General features: G+C 67.2%; 21 protein-coding genes. 15 read left to right on the top strand and 6 right to left on the bottom strand.

Annotated features, from left to right (window positions below; all coding sequences use genetic code 11):
• Positions 1-87 precede the first annotated feature (87 nt).
• The 6 genes from oleC (at position 88) to RYM47_RS04890 (ending at position 6,126) form a co-directional block, all read left to right on the top strand.
• Positions 88-1,743 (top strand): olefin beta-lactone synthetase, encoded by a 1,656-nt coding sequence (gene oleC, locus RYM47_RS04915; protein ID WP_315386435.1) that lies wholly within the window; start codon positions 88-90, stop codon positions 1,741-1,743.
• Complete coding sequence (gene oleD / locus RYM47_RS04910; RefSeq protein WP_315386434.1) at positions 1,740-2,750, top strand: 2-alkyl-3-oxoalkanoate reductase; 1,011 nt, start codon at positions 1,740-1,742, stop codon at positions 2,748-2,750. The genes oleC and oleD overlap by 4 nt, the downstream gene beginning before the upstream one ends.
• A 61-nt stretch (positions 2,751-2,811) precedes the next feature.
• Positions 2,812-2,967, top strand: coding sequence for a DUF1328 domain-containing protein (locus tag RYM47_RS04905; RefSeq protein WP_070208703.1), 156 nt, complete (start codon positions 2,812-2,814; stop codon positions 2,965-2,967).
• A 140-nt stretch (positions 2,968-3,107) separates the two neighbouring features.
• On the top strand, positions 3,108-3,749 hold the full coding sequence (locus tag RYM47_RS04900; RefSeq protein ID WP_315386433.1) for an SCP2 sterol-binding domain-containing protein: 642 nt from the start codon (positions 3,108-3,110) through the stop codon (positions 3,747-3,749).
• Positions 3,746-5,404: a ubiquinone biosynthesis regulatory protein kinase UbiB gene (gene ubiB, locus RYM47_RS04895; RefSeq protein WP_315386432.1), complete on the top strand. Its 1,659-nt coding sequence runs from the start codon at positions 3,746-3,748 to the stop codon at positions 5,402-5,404. Before RYM47_RS04900 ends, ubiB begins: the two co-directional genes overlap by 4 nt.
• Positions 5,401-6,126, top strand: a complete 726-nt coding sequence (locus RYM47_RS04890) for a pseudouridine synthase (RefSeq protein ID WP_315386431.1) — start codon at positions 5,401-5,403, stop codon at positions 6,124-6,126. Before ubiB ends, RYM47_RS04890 begins: the two co-directional genes overlap by 4 nt.
• Here RYM47_RS04890 and RYM47_RS04885 read toward each other — a convergent pair.
• Entirely contained in the window at positions 6,112-6,639 is a 528-nt protein-coding gene (locus tag RYM47_RS04885; RefSeq protein ID WP_315386430.1) for a DUF2059 domain-containing protein, read from the bottom strand. The two genes, RYM47_RS04890 and RYM47_RS04885, sit on opposite strands and share 15 nt — an antisense overlap.
• A gap of 200 nt (positions 6,640-6,839) precedes the next feature.
• Between RYM47_RS04885 and arfB the strand changes: the two genes are divergently transcribed.
• The 3 genes from arfB (at position 6,840) to dcp (ending at position 10,135) form a co-directional block, all read left to right on the top strand.
• Positions 6,840-7,271: an alternative ribosome rescue aminoacyl-tRNA hydrolase ArfB gene (gene arfB / locus RYM47_RS04880; protein WP_315386429.1), complete on the top strand. Its 432-nt coding sequence runs from the start codon at positions 6,840-6,842 to the stop codon at positions 7,269-7,271.
• A 4-nt stretch (positions 7,272-7,275) separates the two neighbouring features.
• Positions 7,276-7,878: a lysophospholipid acyltransferase family protein gene (locus RYM47_RS04875; RefSeq protein ID WP_315386428.1), complete on the top strand. Its 603-nt coding sequence runs from the start codon at positions 7,276-7,278 to the stop codon at positions 7,876-7,878.
• 100 nt (positions 7,879-7,978) lie between these two features.
• Positions 7,979-10,135 (top strand): peptidyl-dipeptidase Dcp, encoded by a 2,157-nt coding sequence (gene dcp / locus RYM47_RS04870; protein ID WP_315386427.1) that lies wholly within the window; start codon positions 7,979-7,981, stop codon positions 10,133-10,135.
• Between the two features lie 376 nt (positions 10,136-10,511).
• On the opposite strand, the gene RYM47_RS04865 is transcribed toward dcp, so the two are convergent.
• Positions 10,512-10,955 carry a 3-dehydroquinate dehydratase gene (locus RYM47_RS04865; RefSeq protein ID WP_315386426.1) on the bottom strand — a complete coding sequence of 148 codons (444 nt, stop codon included), beginning with the start codon at positions 10,953-10,955 and terminating at the stop codon, positions 10,512-10,514.
• Positions 10,956-10,958: 3 nt separating this feature from the next.
• On the bottom strand, positions 10,959-11,363 hold the full coding sequence (locus RYM47_RS04860; RefSeq protein WP_315386425.1) for a hypothetical protein: 405 nt from the start codon (positions 11,361-11,363) through the stop codon (positions 10,959-10,961).
• Between the two features lie 169 nt (positions 11,364-11,532).
• On the opposite strand from RYM47_RS04860, the gene lepB reads away from it, so the two are divergent.
• Together lepB and RYM47_RS04850 are read left to right on the top strand one after the other, a co-directional pair.
• Entirely contained in the window at positions 11,533-12,162 is a 630-nt protein-coding gene (gene lepB, locus RYM47_RS04855; protein WP_315386424.1) for a signal peptidase I, read from the top strand.
• Positions 12,163-12,340: 178 nt separating this feature from the next.
• Entirely contained in the window at positions 12,341-13,612 is a 1,272-nt protein-coding gene (locus RYM47_RS04850) for an MFS transporter (RefSeq protein ID WP_315386423.1), read from the top strand.
• Here RYM47_RS04850 and RYM47_RS04845 read toward each other — a convergent pair.
• Entirely contained in the window at positions 13,602-14,507 is a 906-nt protein-coding gene (locus RYM47_RS04845; protein WP_070208700.1) for a LysR substrate-binding domain-containing protein, read from the bottom strand. The two genes, RYM47_RS04850 and RYM47_RS04845, sit on opposite strands and share 11 nt — an antisense overlap.
• A 9-nt stretch (positions 14,508-14,516) precedes the next feature.
• On the bottom strand, positions 14,517-15,485 hold the full coding sequence (locus RYM47_RS04840) for a LysR substrate-binding domain-containing protein (RefSeq protein WP_315386422.1): 969 nt from the start codon (positions 15,483-15,485) through the stop codon (positions 14,517-14,519).
• 110 nt (positions 15,486-15,595) lie between these two features.
• On the opposite strand from RYM47_RS04840, the gene aceB reads away from it, so the two are divergent.
• The 4 genes from aceB (at position 15,596) to RYM47_RS04820 (ending at position 22,403) form a co-directional block, all read left to right on the top strand.
• Complete coding sequence (gene aceB, locus RYM47_RS04835; protein WP_315386421.1) at positions 15,596-17,233, top strand: malate synthase A; 1,638 nt, start codon at positions 15,596-15,598, stop codon at positions 17,231-17,233.
• Between the two features lie 75 nt (positions 17,234-17,308).
• Positions 17,309-18,592 carry an isocitrate lyase gene (aceA, locus tag RYM47_RS04830; RefSeq protein WP_102947165.1) on the top strand — a complete coding sequence of 428 codons (1,284 nt, stop codon included), beginning with the start codon at positions 17,309-17,311 and terminating at the stop codon, positions 18,590-18,592.
• A gap of 259 nt (positions 18,593-18,851) precedes the next feature.
• A complete protein-coding gene (locus RYM47_RS04825) occupies positions 18,852-19,895 on the top strand; it encodes a GGDEF domain-containing protein (protein ID WP_315386420.1) in 1,044 nt (347 codons plus the stop codon).
• 12 nt (positions 19,896-19,907) lie between these two features.
• A complete protein-coding gene (locus RYM47_RS04820; protein WP_315386419.1) occupies positions 19,908-22,403 on the top strand; it encodes a putative peptide modification system cyclase in 2,496 nt (831 codons plus the stop codon).
• 6 nt (positions 22,404-22,409) lie between these two features.
• Here RYM47_RS04820 and RYM47_RS04815 read toward each other — a convergent pair whose 3' ends face one another.
• Positions 22,410-22,712 (bottom strand): NHLP-related RiPP peptide, encoded by a 303-nt coding sequence (locus RYM47_RS04815; RefSeq protein WP_315386418.1) that lies wholly within the window; start codon positions 22,710-22,712, stop codon positions 22,410-22,412.
• Positions 22,713-22,784: the final 72 nt, after the last annotated feature.

Here is a 22,784-nt window from a genome sequence, read left to right as displayed (position 1 = left end):
GGCGGCTGCGTGCTGGGGGGAAGGGCGCGAATTTTCCACGCTACGGGCCGCCGCGCAAGAAATTTCTGCAGCGGCGACAATGAACGGATGAACAGCCCGACCAACATCGCCGCGCGCCTGCCCGAACTGGCCCGTGAACGCCCCGACCAGATCGCCATCCGCTGCCCCGGCAAACCCGGCCCGGACGGCATGGCGCGCTACGACGTGACCCTGGATTACCGCACCCTGGACGCCCGCAGCGACGCCATGGCCGCCGGCCTGGCCGCCTACGGGATCGGCCGCGGGGTGCGTGCGGTGGTGATGGTGCGGCCCTCGCCGGAGTTCTTCCTGCTGATGTTCGCGCTGTTCAAGAACGGCGCCGTGCCGGTGCTGGTCGACCCGGGCATCGACAAGCGCGCGCTGAAGCAGTGCCTGGACGAAGCCCAGCCTGAAGCCTTCATCGGCATTGGCCTGGCCCACGTGGCGCGGCTGGTCCTGCGCTGGTGCCCGGGCGCCAAGCGCTTGGTCACGGTCGGTCGCCGCTGGGGCTGGGGCGGCACCACCCTGGCCCAGCTCGAAGCCGAGGGCGCGCGTAACCCGCAGCCGATGGCCGCCACCGACGGCGAGGACGTGGCCGCGCTGCTGTTCACCAGCGGCTCGACCGGCGTGCCCAAGGGCGTGGTCTACCGGCACCGCCACTTCGTCGGCCAGGTCGAGCTGCTGCGCTCGGCGTTCGGCATGGAACCGGGCGGCATCGACCTGCCCACCTTCCCACCGTTCGCCCTGTTCGACCCGGCGCTGGGCCTCACCTCGGTCATTCCCGACATGGACCCAACGCGCCCGGCCAAGGCCGACCCGCGCAAGCTGCATGACGCGATCAAACGCTTCGGGGTGACCCAGCTGTTCGGCTCGCCGGCGCTGATGCGGGTGCTGGCCGACCATGGCCAGCCGCTGCACGGCGTACGCCGGGTGACCTCGGCCGGCGCGCCGGTGCCGCCGGATGTGGTGGCACGGATCCGCAAGCTGCTGCCGGAAGACGCCCAGTTCTGGACCCCCTACGGCGCCACCGAGTGCCTGCCGGTGGCGGTGATCGAAGGCCGCGCGCTGGAAAGCACGCGCCAGGCCACCGAAGCCGGCGCCGGCACCTGCGTCGGCCGGGTAGTGCCGCCCAATGAAGTGCGCATCATCGCCATCGACGATGCGCCGCTGCCGGCGTGGACCCAGGTGCGCGAAGTGGCCACCGGCGTGGTCGGCGAAATCACCGTGGCCGGCCCGACCGCCACCGACAGCTACTTCAACCGCCCGCAGGCCACCGCCGCAGCCAAGATCACTGAAACCCTGGCCGATGGCAGCACCCGCGTGGTGCACCGCATGGGCGACGTCGGCTACTTCGATTGCGACGGCCGCCTGTGGTTCTGCGGGCGCAAGACCCAGCGCCTGGAAACCGCGCATGGCCCGCTGTACACCGAACAGGTGGAACCGGTGTTCAACGCGCTGGACGGCATCGCCCGCACCGCGCTGGTCGGGATCGGCGCCACCGGTGCGCAGCTGCCGGTGCTCTGCTATGAACTGCAGCCGGGCACCGCCGACTCGCCCGCCCTGCAGCAGCGCCTGCGCGACGAAGCGGCCGCGCATCCGGGCACCGTGCGCATCGAACGCTTCCTGTTGCACCCGGGCTTCCCGGTCGACATCCGCCACAATGCCAAGATCGGCCGCGAGAAACTCGCGGTCTGGGCCGCAACCCGAATGGAACAACACGCATGAAGATCCTCGTCACCGGCGGTGGTGGTTTCCTTGGCCAGGCGCTGTGCCGTGGCCTGGTCGAGCGCGGCCACGAAGTGCTCAGCTTCAACCGTGGCGACTACCCGCCGCTGGCCGCGCTGGGCGTGGGCCAGATCCGCGGCGACCTCGCCGACGCCGACGCCGTGCGGCATGCGGTGGCCGGGGTCGACGCGGTATTCCACAACGGCGCCAAGGCCGGCGCGTGGGGCAGCTACGAGAGCTACCACCTGGCCAACGTGGTCGGCACCGACAACGTGATCGCCGCCTGCCGCACGCATGGCGTGCGCACGCTGGTGTATACCTCCACGCCCAGCGTCACCCACCGCGCCACCCACCCGGTCGAAGGCCTGGGTGCCGATGAAGTGCCCTACGGCGAAGACTTCCAGGCCCCCTACGCGGCCACCAAGACCATCGCCGAACAGCACGTACTGGCCGCCAACGATGCAACCCTCGCCACGGTCGCGCTGCGTCCCCGCCTGATCTGGGGCCCCGGCGACCAGCAGCTGGTGCCGCGCCTGGCCGAACGCGCGCGCGCCGGGCGCCTGCGCTTCGTCGGCGACGGCACCAACCTGGTGGACACTACCTACATCGACAACGCCGCGCTGGCGCACTTCCTCGCCTTCGAACACCTCGCCCCGGGCGCCGCCTGCGCGGGAAAGGCGTACTTCATTTCCAACGGCGAGCCGCTGCCGATGCGCGAGCTGCTCAACAAGCTGCTCGCCGCGGTGGGCGCACCGGGCGTGGAGAAGTCGATCAGCTTCAAGACCGCCTACCGCATCGGTGCGGTGGCCGAACGGTTGTGGCCGCTGCTGCGCCTGAAGGGCGAGCCGCCGATGACCCGCTTCCTGGCCGAGCAGCTGTGCACCCCGCACTGGTACAGCATGGAGCCGGCGCGGCGCGACTTCGGCTACGTGCCGCAGGTCAGCATTGACGAGGGTCTCACGAGGCTGAAGGCTTCATCGCATATCCAGATTCCCATCACTTCCTGAACACCGAAGCTTGGTGAAGATGGCAGCACGCCAATCCGGCACGCCCGACGCGAGGATCGACATGCTGCACTACGCCGTAATTTTCTTTGTCATCGCCCTTATTGCGGCAGTGCTCGGTTTCTCCGGCATTGCTGGTGCCGCCAGCAACATTGCCTGGATCCTGTTCGTTGTCTTCCTGATCCTGGCGATCATCTCGATGTTCCGCAAGCGAGGTTAGTAGCGCGCCGGATCCTGCGGGCCCCCCTCTCTCCGGGCCCGTAGGTTCCAGCGCGAACCGCTGAGGGTCTGGCGCTTCCAAGGGCGCCAGGCCCTTTTTGTTTGGGCGGACGACCGACCCGGTCCCTGTAGAATGTGCGTATGCCCCGCTCTTTGCTCTCCTCCCTCAAGCCCCTGGCCGGCAATGCGCTGCAGCTCGCGCTCAACCGCACCCTGGCGCTGGACCCCGACACCCGCCGCGCGCTGGTCGCACTGGATGGCCGCCACATCGCGCTGACCCTGGAGTCGCCCGCGCTGGCGATGCGGATCGGCGTAGACGGCGAGCGTCTCACCGTGGGCCCGGTCGACCCGCAGGCCGAACCGGACCTGGCCGTGCGCAGCACGCTGGGGGGAGTGCTGGCGCAGCTGCCATTCCTGGCCAACGCACGCCGTGGCGGTGACGCGCCGGCCGGGCGGGTCAAGGTCTCCGGCGATGCCGAACTGGCGCGCCGGCTGCAGCAGCTGGCCACCCGCTTCGACCCGGACTGGCAGCTGCCGTTCGTAAAAGTATTTGGCGAAATCCTGGGCGTGCAGGTAGCGAATGCGCTGCGCTCGGCCCTGCAGCATGCGCGCCGTGGCGCGTCCGACCTGGCGCACAGTGCCGCCGAATTTGTCACCGAGGAGTCGCGCGACGTGGTACCCCGAGCCGAACTGGATGCCTTCCATGACGATGTGGACGTGATGCGCGACGACGTGGAACGCATGGCTGCCCGTGTGCAGCGCCTGGCCCAGGTGCGCGCATGAAGGCGGTGTTCCGGGCAAGCCGGATTGGTCGCGTGATCCTGCGCTACCGCCTGGACGATCTGCTGGATGGCACCCCGCTGGAAGGCTGGCTGCGCATTGCCAAGCCGTTCGTGCCGCGCGCCTCGGCCGACATCGCCGCGCAGTCGCGGGGCGCGCGCCTGCGCCTGGCGCTGCAGGACCTGGGCCCGATCTTCGTCAAGTTCGGGCAGATCCTCTCCACCCGCCGCGACCTCATCCCGGCCGACATCGCCAACGAACTCACCCTGCTGCAGGACCGGGTCAAGCCGTTCGACGGCGCCACCGCGCAGCGCATTGTCGAACAGGCGCTGGGCCGGCCGGTGGCCGAGGCGTTCGCCACGTTCGACCTGCAGCCGCTGGCCTCGGCCTCGATCGCCCAGGTCCACGCCGCCACCCTGGCCGATGGCCGCCAGGTGGTGGTCAAGGTGCTGCGCCCGGACATCGAGAAGCAGATCGACGCCGACATCGCGCTGCTGAAATCCGCCGCCGCGCTGGTCGAGCGCGCGCACCCGCGCGCCGACAAGATCCGTCCGCGCGAAGTGGTGGCCGAAGTCGAAAACACGCTTGCGGCCGAGCTCGACCTGCAGCGCGAGGGCGCCAATGCCAGCGTCCTGCGCCGCAACTGGGTGGACTCGGACGACCTGTACGTGCCCGAGGTTATCTGGAGCCACACCGCCGAGCGTGCGCTCACCCTGGAGCGGGTGTGGGGCATTCCCTCGGACGACATCGCCGCATTGGACAAGGCCGGCATCGACCGCAAGGCACTGGCCGCCAAGGGCGTGCGCGTGTTCTACACGCAGGTGTTCCGCGACAACTTCTTCCATGCCGACGCGCACGCCGGCAACATCTGGGTCGACACCGATCCGATGCGCCGCGACAACCCGCGCTTCATCGCGCTGGATTTCGGCATCATGGGCCAGCTGTCCGAAGAAGATCAGTACTACCTGGCCGAAAACTTCATGGCCATCTTCAACAAGGACTACCGGCGCATGGCCGAGCTCCACGTTGAAGCCGGCTGGATGCCGAACAACGTGCGCATCGACGAGCTCGAAGCGGCCGCGCGTTCGGTGTGCGAACCGTACTTTACCCGCCCGCTGTCGCAGATCTCGCTGGCCGAAGTGCTGATCAAGCTGTTCCGCGTGGCGCAGCGTTATGAGCTGACCCTGCAGCCGCAGCTGATCCTGCTGCAGAAGACCCTGCTCAACATCGAAGGCGTGGGTCGCCAGCTGGATCCGGAACTGGACATCTGGGCGGTGGCGCGGCCGGTGCTGGAACGCATCCTGCGCGAACGCTACAGCCCGCGCCGGGTGCTGAAGGAGATGCGCAAGCGCCTGCCGGAAATCATGACCCACGCGCCGGACATGCCGCGCCTGGTGCATGCCTGGCTGCGGCAGCAGGTGGAAGGCGGGCATGAATTGTCGATGCGCTCGCGCGACCTGGAAGCGCTCAACGTCAACCTGCAGAAACTGCAGAAGCGCGCGGTGGCGGCCATCGCCGGTGTCGGCCTGCTGATCGTCGCGGCGGTGCTGTACGGCATGCAGCCCGGTGGCTGGTACGTCGGTGACGTGCCGATGCTGAGCTGGGTGAGTGGTGTGGCCGGGTTGTTCTCGCTGGGCGCAGCGTGGTGGCGGCGATGAGTGACGTCGACGCGCCGGCCGAAGCGCCGGTCGCGCTGCCGCCGTTGCAGCTGCTGCATGTGGACGACCGCCTGGCGGTGGTCAACAAACCTGCGGGCCTGATGGTCCACGACAGCAAGCTGGCGCGTGGCGAAGATGATTTCCTCGCCGACCGCCTGCGCGAACAGCTGGGCAAGCCGATCTTCCTGGTGCACCGGCTGGACCGGGCCACCAGCGGTTGCCTGCTGCTGGCCTTCGACCGCGAAAGCGCCAGCGTGCTGGGCAAGTCGCTGATGGGCGGCGACGTCATCAAGGACTATCTGGCGATCTGCCGTGGCTGGCCGGCCGAAGAAACGTTCACCGTCGACCACGACCTGGACGGCGGCCCCGGCAAGCCGGTGAAGAAGCAGGCCATCACCCATTTCCAGCGGGTGGCGGTGGGTGAGATTCCGGTACCGGTGGGCGAATTCGAGACCTCGCGTTACGCGCTGCTGCGCTGCCAGCCGCAGACCGGGCGTTTCCGCCAGATCCGCCGGCATCTGAAGCACCTCTCGCATCACCTGATCGGCGACACCAGCCACGGCGACGGCCGCCACAACCGCAGTTTCCGCATGCAGGGCATCCACCGCATGCTGCTGCACGCCGAACGCCTGCGCTTCCCGCACCCGGACGGCACGCCGATGGATGTCAGCGCGCCGACGGAAGGGGAGTTCCGCAAGGCGATGGATTTATTTGGCTGGTGATGCCGGCTGCGCCGGCGCTTCATTCACGATCGCCTCCAGGTCCTTCTGCAGGTCCACAAACAATGGCTGCATCCGGTCCTGGATCGCCACCATCGCGTTCTGCATCAGCGCCGGGGTCTTGTCGAGCAGGCTCTGCCCGGCCGAGCTCTCGTAGAACTCGGCCATGGCCAGCACGTCTTCCTTGCTGAAGGTCTTCTTGTAGAGGTCCACATACATCGGCCGCAGCTGCTGCCACGACAGCGCCTGGCGGATGGTCTCCTTGCTGCGCTGTTCAATCCGCTGCAGCTGCACCTTCTGGGCGTCGTCCAGCTTGCGCTGTTGCGCAATCTGCAGGAACTGCTGGCGCTGCATCTCCTCCATCCGCGGCACCATCGAGTCGAGCATGTTCTGCGCGCGCGAGGCGGCCAGCAGGCGGTTGATGTCCGCATCCGACGGCGGTGCCGCCAGCGCCGGGGCAATGGCCGCCAGGCCCAAGGCAAGGGTCAGGCCGAGGCGGGTCAGGGTCGAAATCATGAAGTGCGTCCTGCGGTGCATGGAAGCCCGAGCATACCTGCGCCACCGTCAAGCCGTCGTGGCGCACGGCAGCATCGCCGGGGCGACGGGTCCGCGAGCCGACGGTTCCGGCCCATACGTGACTTTTGGCCCCCGTTTCGACGGCATTGGTGCACATTGCGGTCACCTAAGGTGCGGGTCCTGCCTTTACAATGCGCCCCATGGGAAATGGGCCTGTCACCATCAACGCGCAGTTGGCGATTCCGGACACGGAACTCGTCGAGCGGTTCGTGCGCGCCAGCGGCGCCGGCGGGCAGAACGTGAACAAGGTCTCCACCGCCGTCGAGCTGCGGTTCGACGTGGCCGGCTCGCCCTCCCTGCCCGAACCGTTGCGTGCCCGCCTGCTGGCGCGGCGCGACCGGCGCATGACCGGCGAAGGCGTGCTGGTCATCGACGCGCAGCGTTTCCGTACCCAGGACCGTAACCGCGAGGACGCGCGCGAACGCCTGGCCGCCTTCATCCAGGCCAGCCTCAGCGTGCCCAAGGCGCGCGTGGCGACCAAGCCCACCTATGGCGCCAAGATGCGCCGGCTGGATGAAAAGAAAGGCCGCGCCCAGATCAAGCGCGGCCGCACCACACGCAATTGGGAGTGATTGCTTGAACAACCGTAGTCCGCTGCTGCCGGCCGTGCCCCCGCAGATGCCGCAGGTCAAACCGAACCGTTTCCTGCGCTGGCTGGCGCGCTGCACGCTGCGCCTGGGTGGCTGGAAGGTCACCGGTACCTTCCCCAACGTGCCCAAGCTGGTCTTCATCGTCGCCCCGCACTCGTCCAACTGGGACGGCTTCTGGGGCATGGCGGCCAAGATCGCGCTGGGCATGCAGGTGAAGGTGCTGGGCAAGGCCTCGCTGTTCTGGTGGCCGCTGTCGCCGCTGCTGCACACCCTGGGCGTGATTCCGCTGGACCGCAGCTCGCCGCAGGGTACGGTGGAGCAGGCGGTCAGCCTGCTGCGCAACTCGGACAAGCTCTGGTACGCGATCACCCCGGAAGGCACCCGCAAGGCGGTCACCCACTGGAAGGCCGGGTTCCTGAAGATCGCCCGCATGGCCGACGTGCCGGTGCTGGCCTGCTATTTCCATTACCCGGAAAAGACCATCGGCATCGGCCCGTTGTTCTATTCCACCGGTGACGACGTGGCCGACATGGCCGCCATCCGCGCCTACTACGAGCCCTGGAAGGGCAAGAACCGCGGTACCGTGTGAAGGAAGGCGCCACGTCCGGCACATGCCGGGCGCAGGCAATGGGAGTAGGGTGATCGGCTGCGGTTACAGGCCGCTTCACCTCATTCCAGGAGCCCGTTTCATGTCGCGTACCGTTATCTTGGCCGCCGCCATCAGCCTTGCGCTGGCGGTCTGTTCCGGCAAGGAGTCCACCCCCGTGTCCGACACCCAGACCCCCGCCGCGCAGCAGCCGGCCGACGCCTCCACCAACCCCCTGTTGAGCGCCAGCACGCTGCCGTTCCAGGCCCCGCCGTTCGACCGCATCAAGGACAGCGACTACCTGCCGGCCTTCAACGAAGGCATGAAGCAGCACCTGGCCGAAGTGCGCAAGATCGCCGACAACAGCGAGCCGGCCACGTTCGACAACACCATCGAAGCGCTTGAGCGCAGCGGCGAGACCCTCACCCGCGTCTCGCGCGTGTTCTTCGGCATCGTCCAGGCCGACACCAACGACGCGCGCCAGAAGATCCAGGAAGAAGTCGCGCCCAAGCTGGCCGAGCACCAGGACGAAATCAGCCTGGACCCGAAGCTGTTCGCGCGCATCAAGAGCATCTACGACCAGCGCGATTCGCTGGGCCTGGACCCGGTGCAGAAGCGCCTGGTCGAGCGTGATTACCAGGAATTCGTGCGTGCCGGCGCGCAGCTCAATGACGCCGACAAGGCCAGCCTGCGCAAGCTCAACGTGGAAGAGACCACGCTGGCCACCAAGTTCCACACCCGCCTGGTGGCCGCTACTGCCGCCGCTGCGGTGGTGGTGGACGACAAGGCCAAGCTGGCCGGCCTGAGCGAAGAGGAGATCAACACCGCCGCCGCCGACGCCAAGGCGCGCAACCTGGAAGGCAAGTTCCTGCTGCCGCTGCAGAACACCACCCAGCAGCCGGTGCTGGCCTCGCTGACCGACCGCGACCAGCGCGCAGCGGTGCTGAAGGCTTCGGAAACCCGCGCGGAGCGTGGCGACGCCAACGACACCCGCGAAACCGTGCAGCGCCTGGCCCAGCTGCGTGCGCAGAAGGCCAAGCTGCTTGGCTTCGAGAACTACGCCGCCTACAGCCTGGCCGACCAGATGGCCAAGACCCCGGCGGCGGCGACGAAGCTGCTCACCGACACGGTGCCGGCCGCCACCAACAAGGCGCGCGGTGAAATAGCCGAGATGCAGAAGGTGATCGACGCGCAGAAGGGTGGCTTCCAGCTGGCCGCGTCCGATTGGGACTTCTACGCCGAACAGGTGCGCAAGGCGCAGTACGACCTGGACGAGTCGCAGATCAAGCCGTACTTCGAGCTCGACAACGTGCTGCAGAACGGCGTCTTCTATGCCGCCACCCAGCTGTACGGCATCACCTTCAAGCCGCGTACCGACATTCCGACCTACAACCCGGACATGAAGGTGTACGAAGTGTTCGACAAGGACGGCACCTCGCTGGCGCTGTTCTACACCGACTACTTCAAGCGTGACAGCAAGTCCGGTGGCGCCTGGATGGACGTGTTCGTCGAACAGGATGGCCTGACCGGTGCCAAGCCGGTGGTCTACAACGTCTGCAACTTCACCAAGCCGGCCGCCGGCCAGCCTGCGCTGATCAGCTTCGACGACGTCACCACCATGTTCCATGAGTTCGGCCATGCGCTGCACGGCATGTTCTCGAACGTGAAGTACCCGTCGATTGCCGGCACCGCCACCTCGCGTGATTTCGTCGAGTTCCCGTCGCAGTTCAACGAGCACTGGGCGCTGGACCCGAAGGTGTTCGCCAACTACGCCAAGAACTACAAGACCGGCGAGCCGATGCCGCAGGCGCTGGTGGACAAGATCCTGAAGGCCCGCACCTTCAACCAGGGCTACGCGACCACCGAGTACCTGTCTGCCGCACTGCTCGACCTGGCCTGGCACACCCAGCCGGCCGACGCCAAGCTGCAGGACGTGGCGCCGTTTGAAGCGGCTGCGCTGAAGAAGTTCAAGGTCGACCTGCCGCAGGTGCCGCCGCGTTACCGCACCACCTACTTCGACCACATCTGGGGCGGCGGCTACTCGGCCGGTTACTACGCTTACTTCTGGGCCGAAGTGCTGGACCACGACTCGTTCGAGTGGTTCAAGGAACACGGTGGCCTGACCGCTGAAAACGGCCAGGTATTCCGCGACAAGATCCTCTCGCGCGGCAACAGCGTGGAGCTGGCCGACCTGTACCGCGAATTCCGCGGCAAGGACCCGTCGGTGGAACCGCTGCTGGTGAACCGCGGGTTGAAGTGATCGCGTAGCGATCACGGTAGGTACCGATCTTGGTCGGTACGGAACCGGTAGTACACGAACGGCAGGGGAAACCCTGCCGTTCTTGCGTGTGGAGGATGTGCGCGTTCGCCATCGTGCGTCGGGGCGTTGGGGTGTCCTCGCATGAAATCACCGTTCGCAATCATGGTGCCCACGGGGCATTCGCAGGTAGGGTCGGTTCCCAAACGACCGCACGCAGACGTTCAACGTTCTGTAACGCATGGACCGCGAACGAAGGCGCCTCTCCGTTCGCGGTCATGCGTCCCAGGCCCGATCACCGTCATCGGCGGTCGTTCGGGAACCGACCCTACCAATGCGGGTCCCACGCGGTGGTTACTGCCGCGCGCAGCGGCCGGCATCACGTACCTACCCTGCACCCCACCTCACTACACCCCAGGTGATCCAGCGCGATCTCCAGCGCATGCATGTAACTTTGCGCGCAATACCCGTGCGCCACGCCGATGCGCTGGCCTACATGCTCCGGCAGGCACGCTTCTGGCGTCGCGCTGTCATCGTCATGCACTTCCACATACACGTTGTGCAGGTGCGGCAGCAGCTTCTGCAACCGCAGGCTGCCCACGCACGCGCCGGGATCCAGCAGCGTCACTTCGCCACGGCTGTGGTCGGCCACGCGCAATGCATCCAGCAGTTCCTGTTCCGAACCACAGGCACGGATCGCCACCGTGGTACCCGCATCGATCGCACGATGCACCAGCGCCTTCAGCAGCGGCGCCGGCAACGGCTGCGCGGTACGGATCAACTGCCCGGCCGCTTCCGGCCCGCGAATGATGAAAATCGACACGGCTCACGCCCTCCCGGCTGCAGACAACAACCGGCGCTCGGCAATCGCCAGCGACAACCGGCACGCATCCGCGCGCCCACTGCTGCACACCACCGTGGCCGCTGGCGCATGCTGCGGGTGCAGGTGCGCGTCCAGACCATCGTCATCGTTGGCCGCCATCTCGATGTACGGCGTCGGCAGCGCATCCAGTGCGGCGCGCAGCGCCTGCCCGTGCGCCACCCACTGCGCCGGTTCGGCCGAAGCAGTCTCGATCAGCACCCACGCCGGTGCGCTGTGCGTTGCCTCGCGCAGGCATGCCACCAGCGCGGGCAGGGTGGCACAGTGCTGGCACTGCACAGGATGCCCGGCCAGCTGGTCTGGCACCGGCAGCGGGTCTGGCGAAGGCTGCCGGATCAACAGGATGGTCATGGAACATCTCTACAAAGCGCCCGGAGGCGCGGTGTGGCCACGATGCGCGCCCCGGCCATAAAGCAGCCATGCGCCGGCGGCCGTCCCTGCGTAAAGCCTGCGTAGCTTTTGCAGGGAACTTGGGTCCACACTCCGGGTCACATCTTTCTCTCGCCGCAAGGATTGCCCCATGTCCCAGGTCGCCCCCGCCGTTGATGCCCCCAAAGGGGTCCTGCACTGGCTGAAGAAGGAAGCGCTGCCGCTGCTGGTCATGCTCGGCCTGCTCGCTGCCGCACGCGACAGCCTGGCCAACCACTACCAGGTGCCCAGCGGCTCCATGCAGCACACCCTGATGCCCGGCGACCGCGTGGTGGTGGACATGCGTGCGTACGGGCTGCGCCTGCCGTTCACCAACGTGGAACTGCTGCACACCGGCGTACCGCAGCGCGGGGAAGTGGCGGTATTCGATTCGCCGCAGGACGGCACCCGCCTTATCAAGCGGATTGCCGCCGTCGGCGGGGATCGGGTGGACCTGCACGAGGGCCACCTGAGCATCAACGGGCAGCCGCTCGCGCAGGCGGGTACCGATGAAGTGGAAGACTTCGGGCGCACGCTGGCGCAGCTGGACCTGGGGCAGGGTGGGGGCCCGGATATCGCCGGCCTGACCGTGCCGGCGGGGAAGGTGTTGATGCTGGGCGACCATCGCGGGAACAGTGCGGATGGGCGGTATTTCGGGCTGGTGGACGCCAGTTCGCTGTATGGCAAAGCGGCGCGCGTGTATTACCGGCGTGGGGAAGGGTTTACCTGGCAGGCGTTGTAACGGTCGACCGGGCATCGCGCGCAGCCGGGCAGGGCCCGGCTCTACCCCCGGCCGGATCGCCGTTCGATATCCCAAACGTCTCAATCAAGACCGCTCAGGTTATCGATCGACCGATAACCTCGGCCTATCCTGAGCGCTGACTCTTACGCACCGGCCCGCCCCCACGGGCCAGAACGCAATGAACGGCGACACCGCAGCGCTGCCCGAACGCAGCCCCTCCACCCACCCGCCCACGCCCTCCCAGCACATCGAGCAGGGCACCCCGGCCTTCCGCCGCACGGCGGTCGCCCTGTTCCTGGCCGGGTTCTCCACCTTCGGCCTGCTCTACACCGTGCAGCCGCTGCTGCCTGAGTTCAGCCGCCACTTCGGCGTCTCCGCCGCCAACAGCGCCATGGCGCTCTCCCTCAGCACCGGCCTGCTCGCGGTATCGATGCTGGTGGCCGGGTTGATCTCCGACCGCGTCGGCCGCCGCGGCCTGATGATCGCCGCGCTGCTCGCCTCCACCGTGCTCTCCGCCGCCAGCGCGATGGTCGACGACTGGAGCACGCTGCTGGTGCTGCGCGCCCTGCTCGGCCTGACCCTCAGCGGTGTGCCGGCCGTGGCCATGACCTACCTGGTCGAAGAAATGGACCCGCGCGCGCTCGGGCTGGCCATGGGCCTGTACATCGGCGGCAATGCCGTCGGCGGCATGAGCGGGCGCCTGATCGCCGGCATCGTCGCCGACCACTGGGGCTGGCGCTGGGGCATCGGCGCGGTTTCGCTGATCGCGGTGCTCAGCACCGTGCTGCTGTGGGTGCAGCTGCCACCCTCGCGGCACTTCCAGAGCCGTCGCGGCGGCCTGCGCGAACTGCCCACGCGCTGGCGCCAGCTGTTCGCCGACCCCGGCCTGCCTTCGCTGTTTGCCACCGCGTTCGTGCTGATGGGCGTGTTCGTCACCCTCTACAACTACCTCGGCTACCACCTGCTCGCACCGCCGTACCAGCTCAGCCAGACCGTGGTCGGCCTGATCTTCAGCGTGTACCTGGTCGGCACCTTCAGCTCGGCCTGGATGGGCCAGCAGGCCACCAGGCATGGCCGTGGCCGCGTGCTCGGCATCTGCTACGCACTCATCGCACTCGGCATCGTCATGCTCGCGCTGCCGTGGCTGGGCTGCATGGCGGTGGGCATCGCGCTGGTCACCTTCGGCTTCTTCGGCGGGCACTCGGTGGCCAGCAGTTGGGTCGGCAGCCGTGCAGGTGTGATGCGCGCCGAAGCCTCGGCGCTGTACCTGTTCGCTTACTACCTGGGCTCCAGCCTGGCCGGTGCCGCCGGCGGCGTGTTCTACACCCGCTGGGACTGGTGGGGCGTGTGCGCGTTCACCGCCGTGCTCACCGTGATCGGCGCGACCATCGCGTGGCGGCTTGGCCGTCGCGCGCAGCCGATGCAGGCCGCGCTTGCCGTCAGTCGCTGAGCCCGCCCTGCAGCAGTTTGGTGAAGTGGGTGATCAGCGGTGACGGGCTGCCGCGCCGGTAGGCCACATGCACTTCCGAACTCGCCGCGCGGTCGCTCAACGGTACGAAACGCGCCCCTTCCACATGGATGTGGCTGCACGACGCCGGCAGCACCGTAACACCCAGCCCCGAAGCGGCCAGGCTGATCAGCGTCGACGCTTCACCGGCTTCCTGGATGATGCGCGGAGTGAACCCGGCATTGCGGCACAGCGCGATGAAGTGGTCATGGATGCCCGCACCCACTTCGCGCAGGAACCCCACGAACGGCTCATGCGCGAACTGCCGCAGCGCCAGCGGCGCGCCTTCAGGCAACCCACGCAGCAACGGGTGCTGGTCATGCACCACCAGCGCCAGCGGATCGCTGAACAATTTGCGCGAGGTCAGTGGCGCCGGCAGCGCCCGCTTGCGGATCAATCCAACATCCAATTCGTTCGCCACCAGCGCATCGATCTGCTGCAGCGTATTCATCTCGCGCAGCTTCAACTGCACCTGCGGGAACTGCTGGCGGTAGGCAAAAATCGCGCGCGGGATCTGCGTGGACAGCGGCGTCGCCCGGGTCAGGCCGATCCGCAGTTCGCCGGTTTCGCCGCGCTGCGCGCGCTGGGTCAGTTCGATCGCCTGGTCGACCCGCGCCAATGCCTCGGTGGCCTGCGCCTGCAGCACCCGTCCGGCCTCGGTGAGTTCCACCCGCCGGTTGCTGCGCAGGAACAACCGCGCGCCCAGCAGTGTTTCCAGCTGGCGGATCTGCTGGCTCAGCGGCGGCTGGGACATGCCCAGGCGTTCGGCGGCGCGGCCGAAGTGCAGGGTGTCGGCCACCGCCAGGAAATAGCGCAGGTGGCGCAGTTCGATCGACATGGCAGCGCGTCAGCGTTCGGAATGACCGCTTTCATCATAGCTGCGCGGACTGAACAGGTCCGGCTGGATCAGCTCGATGAAGGCGCGCGCCTGCGGCGACAGGAAGCGCCCCCGGCGCACGATCACCCCGTAGCTGCGCTCGGGGAACCACGCGCTCATCGAACGCGTCACCAGCCGGTCGCGGTCGGCGTCGTTGAGGCACAGCGCCGGCACGATGGAAATGCCCATGCCCATTGCCACGTACTGCTTGATCACCTCCCAGCCGCCCACCTCCAGCGCCACCGTGTACGGCACGCGTTGGCGCTGGAATACCTGGTCGACCAACCGGTAGGTGATCTGGCGCTTGGGCGGCAGCACCAGCGGGTAGGCGGAGATCGCCTGCAGGGTCAGCTCCGGCGCGGTGGCCAGCGGATGGTCGGGCGGGGCGATCAGCACCTGCTCGAAGCGGTAGGCCGGGGCGTAGCTCAGGTCGGACGGCACCTCGGTCATCGAGCCCACCGCCAGGTCGGCTGCGTCGCTGCGCAGCAGGTCGGTGCCGTCGGCGCTGATCGCGTTGTGCAGGGTCAGGCGCACGTCCGGATGATGCAGGCGGAAGCGTTCGACGATCTTCGGCAGCAGGTACAGGATGGTCGAGCTGTTGGCGGCGATGTTCAGCTCGCCCGCGTCCAGCCCGCGCACCTTGTCGCGGAAGCGCGCCTCCAGCCCGTCCAGGTTTTCCACCAGCGGCTGCGCCATTTCATACAGCAGCTGGCCCTCGCGGCTGGGCACCAGGCGCCGCCCGCTGCGCTCGAACAACGGCACCCCCAGCTCCCGTTCCAGCGCCTGCAACTGCAGGCTGATGGCCGGCTGGCTGACGAACAATGCCTCAGCCGCCCGTGAGACCGAGCCCAGGCGCACCGTCTGGCAGAACGCGCGCAGCGGCTTCAACCGGTCGGATTTGTAGGAAAAACGCGGACTTGGCGAGGGGCGCGTGGTCATGGCGTTACAAGTATTAGCACAAATTATGTAGAGCATTGCAAAAACTGTTTTGCCAAATACTCGGCCCGGGCGGCACCGTGGAGGCGTTCCCCCACCGCTGGAGTTGCCCCATGTCCGCCGTCGCTTCCGCTGTTCCCACCCCTGCCAGCAAGGCCACCCCCGGCATCGCCCTGGCGACCCGCGTGGCCGGCCAGGACACCGTGCTGCCGGCGCCGCTGCTGGCCCTGCTGGTGTCGCTGCACCGTGCGGTGGAACCGGGCCGGCAGGCACGGCTGCAGGCCCGCCGCGAGCGCCAGGCGTTCTTCGACCAGGGCGGCCTGCCGGACTTCCGTGAAGACACCCTCGCGATCCGTAGCGGCGATTGGACCGTCGCGCCGCTGCCGGCCGCGCTGCAGGACCGCCGCGTCGAGATCACCGGCCCGACCGACCCGAAGATGGTCATCAACGCGCTGAACTCGGGCGCCAAGGTGTTCATGGCCGACTTCGAGGATTCCACCGCCCCGGCCTGGCGCAACCTGCTGGCCGGGCAGCAGGCGCTGATCGGCGCAGTGCGCGGCGACCTGACCCATACCGGGCCGAGCGTGGACGGCAAGCCGGGCAAGCAGTACGCACTGCGCCCGCTGGCCGAGCAGGCGGTGCTGATCGTGCGCCCGCGCGGCTGGCACCTGGACGAGAAGCACGTGCGCATCGACGGCCAGCCGCTGGCCGGCGGCCTGTTCGACGCGGCGGTGTTCGCCTTCCACAACGCGCGCACCCTGATGTGCCGCCAGCGCGGCCCGTACTTCTACCTGCCCAAGCTTCAGTCGATGGAAGAGGCCGCGCTGTGGGAGACCGCGCTGTCGCACATCGAAGGCATGCTCGGCCTGCCGCACGGGCAGATCAAGGTCACCGTGCTGATCGAAACGCTGCCGGCGGCGTTCGAGATGGACGAGATCCTGCACGCGCTGCGCGACCGCATCGTCGGCCTGAACTGCGGTCGCTGGGACTACATCTTTTCGTACATCAAGACCTTCCGTAAGCACGCCGACAAGGTGCTGCCGGAGCGTGGCCAGGTGACCATGACCCAGCCGTTCCTGAAGGCCTATTCGGAACTGCTGATCCAGACCTGCCACCGCCGTGGCGCACATGCGATGGGCGGCATGGCCGCGCAGATTCCGATCAACCATGACGCCGCCGCCAATGAACAGGCCATGGCGCGGGTGCGTGCCGACAAGCTGCGCGAAGTGACCGCCGGCCATGACGGCACCTGGGTGGCGCACCCGGCGCTGATTCCGGTGGCGCAGGCGATCTTCGACGCGCACATGCCCGGCCCGAACCAGCACGCGGTGCTGCGCCGGGACGTGCGGGTTGGCCGCGATGAGTTGATCGCCGCACCCACCGGCACCATCACCTGCGCCGGTTTCGAAGGGAACGTGGAAGTGTGCGTGCGCTACCTGGCCGCCTGGCTGGACGGCAACGGCTGCGTGCCGATCCATCACCTGATGGAAGACGCGGCCACCGCCGAGATCAGCCGCAGCCAGCTGTGGCAGTGGCTGCACGTGCCCGGCCAGCACCTGGACGACGGCACCGCCATCGACCTGCCGCTGCTGGACGCCACCCTGGCCGCGCTGCCGGCAAAGCTGGGCGACAGCAGCGCGCTGCCGGGTGGGGCGCGGATTGACGAGGCGATCGGTCTGCTGGCCGAGCTGAGCCGCCGTGACGAGTTGACCGATTTTTTGACCCTGCCGGCCTACGACCGCCTGGCCTGATCCGCGAACGATCTGACACATGCAGCCGGGCAGGGCCCGGCTCTACCCCCGCCGCCGACCCATCCGGAGAACACCATGACCAAGCTGCCGACCGCCGAACAGATCCAGCACGAATGGAACACCGACCCGCGCTGGGCCGGGATCCAGCGCAACTACAGCGCCGCCGACGTGGTGCGCCTGCGCGGCACCGTGCACGTGGAGCATTCGCTGGCCCGGCTGGGCGCGGAGAAGCTGTGGAAGTACCTGCATGAAAAGGACTTCGTCAACGCACTCGGCGCCCTGACCGGCAACCAGGCCATGCAGCAGGTCAAGGCCGGCCTCAACGCCATCTACCTGTCCGGCTGGCAGGTCGCCGCCGACGCCAACCTGGCCGGCCAGATGTACCCCGACCAGTCGCTGTACCCGGCCGACTCGGTGCCGGCGGTGGTCAAGCGCATCAACAACACCCTGCTGCGCGCCGACCAGCTGCACCACGCCGAAGGCAAGGACGAGATCGACTTCCTGCAGCCGATCGTGGCCGACGCCGAAGCCGGCTTCGGCGGCGTGCTCAACGCCTTCGAACTGATGAAGGCGATGATCGAAGCGGGCGCGGCCGGCGTGCACTTCGAAGACCAGCTGGCCTCGGTGAAGAAGTGCGGCCACATGGGCGGCAAGGTGCTGGTGCCCACCCGCGAGGCCATCGAAAAGTTAAACGCCGCGCGCCTGGCCGCCGACGTGCTGGGCGTGCCGACCCTGCTGGTGGCGCGCACCGACGCCGAAGCCGCCGACCTGCTGACCAGCGACATCGACCCCAACGACCAGCCCTTCGCCAGCGGCGAGCGCACCCCGGAAGGCTTCTACCGCACCCGCAACGGACTGGACCAGGCGATCAGCCGCGGCCTGGCCTACGCCCCCTACGCCGACCTGGTCTGGTGCGAAACCGGTAAGCCGGACCTGGAGTTCGCCCGCAAGTTTGCCGAAGCCATCCACGCGAAGTACCCGGGCAAGCTGCTGGCCTACAACTGCTCGCCCAGCTTCAACTGGAAGAAGAACCTGGACGACGCCACCATCGCGAAGTTCCAGAAGGAGATCGCCAGCTACGGCTACAAGTTCCAGTTCATCACCCTGGCCGGCTTCCACGCCCTGAACTACTCCATGTTCAACCTGGCCCACGGCTACGCCCGCCGCCAGATGAGCGCCTTCGTCGAGCTGCAGGAGGCCGAATTCGCCGCCGCCGACCGTGGCTTCACCGCCGTGAAGCACCAGCGCGAGGTCGGCACCGGGTACTTCGATGCGGTCACCCAGGCCATCCAGCAGGGCCAGTCCTCCACCACCGCCCTGACCGGCTCCACCGAAGAAGAACAATTCCGGGCGGCTTGACGCCCGGAACCATCCCCACAAGGCCGCCCCCTGTAGGGGCGGCCCCGCTTTTATCTGCAACCGCCAGATGCTACGGTCCGCAGAAGACGCCATGCGGCAGAGGATGGCCGGTTTGAACCGGTTGCCGCGTTGGGGGGAGGGGTCGGTGCGTCGGGAGGGATTACGGGCGCCCGGGCTTAAAACTGCGATGAGGCGCACACTTTTAAGGGGTGCTATCCTCCATCGCTCACCGGGGAACGCTAGGAAGCGGGTGTACGGTATGAGCGGCAAGCTGGCCACGAACGTGTGCGAACGGGAACCAGGCATCGCGCAGACCGCGATGGCTGACATCGTGCATGCCGTTCTCAGCGCCGGCGAATTCGCCCTGTTCGCCGAGTTCGGCCGGCACCGCCCGCTGCGCGCCGGCGAACACCTGTTCCTGCGCAACCAGTCCGGCAGCACCATGTACGTCATCGTCACCGGTGGCATCGAGCTCGATTTCGGCGAAGACCTGGTGGTTAAAACGCTGGGCCCGCACGAATTCTTCGGCGAACTCGGCCTGCTGATCGGCGACCACCCGCGCAGCGCCGACGCCCGCGCCACCACCGACGCGCTGGTGCTCGAACTGGACAATGCCGATTTCCAGCGCCTGGTCGACCGCGATCCGGGCCTGGTCGCCTACTTCCTGCGCCGCACCATCATGCGCGTGGTCAGCAACGAACAGGTCCTGATCCGCCAGCTGCGCCGGCGCAACCACGACCTCGAAACCGCGCTCGACAATCTGTATGTCACCACCCACCAGCTCACCCACACCCGTGAGCTGGTGCGTACCGACGAACTCACCGGCCTGCACAACCGCCGCGGGCTGGCGCTGTACCTGCAGGAATGCCGCAGCCACGAAGGCGACGCCCCGCAGGGCCTGCTGCTGATCGACTGCGACCACTTCAAGCAGGTCAACGACGAGCACGGCCACCAGGCCGGCGACCGCGTCCTGCAGAGCATTGCCAACATCCTGCGCTCGGTGGCCAATGAACAGGACCGCGCCTGCCGGCTCGGCGGCGACGAGTTCTGCCTGCTGCTGCGCGTGGCCGACGCCGACAGCCTGCAGCACGCTGCCGAATTCATCCTGGGCGCGGTGCACGGCCTGATGGGTCGCGCCAACCTGCAGCCGCACGTCTGCCCGGTGAGCATCGGGGTCTGCCTGATCGACCCGCTTGGCGACTGGAGCGACTGGTACGCCCGTGCCGACAACGCGCTGTACCAGGCCAAGCGCCTGGGCGGCAATCGACTTCATTGGTCGCGTTCCGCGACGTCCTTGACCTGAGCGCATGCAGCCATGAACGGCGACAACGGAACGTCGACCCAGTCCCCCCAGCTGCGCGCGCTGCTGTTCACTGATCTGTGCGATTCGCTGGTGCTGGTTGAACGCATTGGTGACAGCGCGGCCGCTGAGCTGTTCCAGCAGCATGACCGGCTCGTGCTGGGCCTGCAGCAGCAGTGGCGTGGCCAGCAGATCGATCGCTCCGATGGGCTGTTCCTGCTGTTCGAGCGCGCCATTGATGGACTGGGGTTTGCCTTGGACTATCAGCGCGAACTGCGCACGTTGGGCCAAGACCAGAAGCTTGAGCTGCGCGCCCGTGCCGGATTGCATGTGGGCGAAGTACTCACTTGGGAAAACAGCGCCGAAGCGGTGAAGGCCGGAGCAAAGTCAGTCGAGGTCGAGGGTCTGGCAAAGCCGATGGCCGCGCGCTTGATGATGCTGGCACGGCCGGGGCAAATCCTGCTTTCAGCCGTTGCGGAATCTCTGACGCATCGCGCGACCTCCAGTTTGGGCGAGCGCGCTGAGCGTCTGGTCTGGAAGTCACACGGACGCTGGCGCTTCAAAGGAATACCCACGACGCAGGAAGTCTACGAAGTGGGGGAGATCGGCTCTGCGCCACTCCGCATGCCGCGCGGATCGGGCAAGGCCCGCCGCGATATTCCGCTGTGGCGCCAACCTGCGGCCCTGGCGGCCGAAGCGTTGCTGGTCGCCAGCGTGGTCGTGGGAGGCTGGTTGCTGCTGCGACCGGCGCCTGCCATTGCATTTGCAGAACGGGACTGGGTGGTCGTCGGGGAAGTACGCAACCTGACCGGCGAGCCCTTGCTGGACGACAGCCTGGATCAGGCATTCCGGATCAGCCTGGGGCAATCCCGCCACGTCAACGTGCTCAGCGACATCAAGGTCCGCGAAACACTGACGTTGATGCGCCAACCCGCGGAGTCCCTGCTGGACCGGCGAACCGCGATCGAGGTTGCCATGCGAGACGGTGCTCGTGCCGTGGTCATGCCTTCGGTCCTGGAGGTCAACGGCAAGTTGCGGGTGATCGTGGAAGTCATCGACCCCGCCACCAGCAACACCGTCTACTCGCACTCGGCAGATGGACGTGGATTGGAGTCTGTGCTGACATCTGCCGATCAGGTCGTCGCGGCGTTGCGCGAAGACCTCGGCGAAGCAATGCAGAGCATTTCGCGCGACTCGGCACCGCTACCCAAAGTAGCGACTTCCAGCATCGACGCCCTACATGCCTACGCAAAGGGGTTGGCGGCGATTTCGAGCCAGGACTACGACAGTGCCCTTCTGTTCTTCAACCAGGCCGCTACTGTCGACCCGGACTTCGCGTTCGCCTATCTCGGCATGATGCGCATCCGGGACGCGCAGGGAAACCTGGAGGAGGCGCGCCGTCTTTACGACCGCGCCTACGCGCTTCGTGATCGGCTTACGCCGCGCGAACAGCTCTATCTGCAGGGTTGGGGCACCCAGTTGGGTGGCGCAGCGCTTCCTGCCATCGCTGAACAGTGGCGGATGATGACGGAGCTCTATCCGGACGACCAGGCCGGGCACATGAATTACGCAAGCGCTCTCTACATAGCGGGGAAATACGAGGCCGCGCTGGCCGCTTCGCGCCCACTTCTGCTGGCCCAGTATTCCCAACGCGCCCTTGCGCAGAACTTCATAGGCCGCATCCACCTTGCATTGGGGGAAGTGGAACAGGCACAGCAGATGTTCAAGGAGGCCTCCGCACTCGACCGCGGCGCAAGCGACGTCTGGTTGGCGCTGAGCCTGGCGGTGGCGCGGGACTATGAGGCGTCGGAAGCGACTTTTGCGCGCAGGCCGTTGCGCGACGTAGGTGAGCAGATCGAGCGCGCAAGTGCACTGGTGGACCAGCGCAAGCTGATTGAGGCAAGCGCCCTGATCGAACGTGCCCAGGCAGATTGCGGGGGCGTGTCCGACGTCTGCCGCGCGCTTGACGTGCTGGCGCTGCACCAGCGCAGGCTGAGCGGGAATCCGGCCCCCAGGGCCTCCTACGCGGCCATACTGGACGCATGGCTGAGAAAGGCGGAGCAACAGGATCCGGCGGCGCGGCGGGAAACGGCGATGTTCGTGCTGGCGACTGCGTACCACACTGTGCGCGCGGGCCATGCAGGAACAGTGAAGGCCCGCGCAGATGCATTGAAGGCGCTGGTGCAGAAGGAAGACGAGCCCCGGGTGCATCAGTTATGGACGCTGGTACAGGCCGCTATCGAGGTCGACGATGGGCAGCCCAAGCGGGCGCTGGCGTCGTTGGACCCGTTGGTCAACGGCAGTGAGCTGTATCAGGTCCACGTTGTACTTCAGGATGCGTACGCGGCGCTTGATGACGCCGGTGGCCAGGCGAACCAGCGGGACTGGCTGGAGAAACAGCGGGGCCGCGCCTACGCCGAAGAGGTAAGCATGTATGTACTGCAGTCGCTCAATCTGGACGATGCAGCGCGGTTGAGAAGCAGCGGCACGCAAGGTGCCGCTGCTCCCTAGCCTTCATCAGGCGTCATCGTCCAGCGACTTGGCGGGGCCGCCAGCCTCGAAACAGAACACAACGCGGAACGGCCCGTTCACCTGCAGCTGTCGGGCCAGTTTTTCGCGCATTTCCCCGAACTCTTCTTTCGAAGCAAGGCTGGCGACCGGATCGCAGCAAAGCACGGTTGCCTCCGGATCGACCCCAAGGGTCTCCAACGCTTTCGAGGGGTTGGCGGCAAACTCTTTACGGAATGCATCATCCTTGCTCAGCAGGTCAAGAAGCTGCTGCACGGTATCTTCCGGGAGCGGGGTATTCGTCGAAGTCATCTGAAGGGCCTGCAGTTGGAGGAAATCAGGACGTTATCGGCGGCCGCGGCGATACATTGAGTCCCGGTGGAT

The organism is uncultured Stenotrophomonas sp. (assembly GCF_963519125.1).
Classification (GTDB): domain Bacteria; phylum Pseudomonadota; class Gammaproteobacteria; order Xanthomonadales; family Xanthomonadaceae; genus Stenotrophomonas.
Note: the sequence above shows the minus strand (reverse complement) of the source record. Positions and strands in the feature narration are given on the sequence as shown.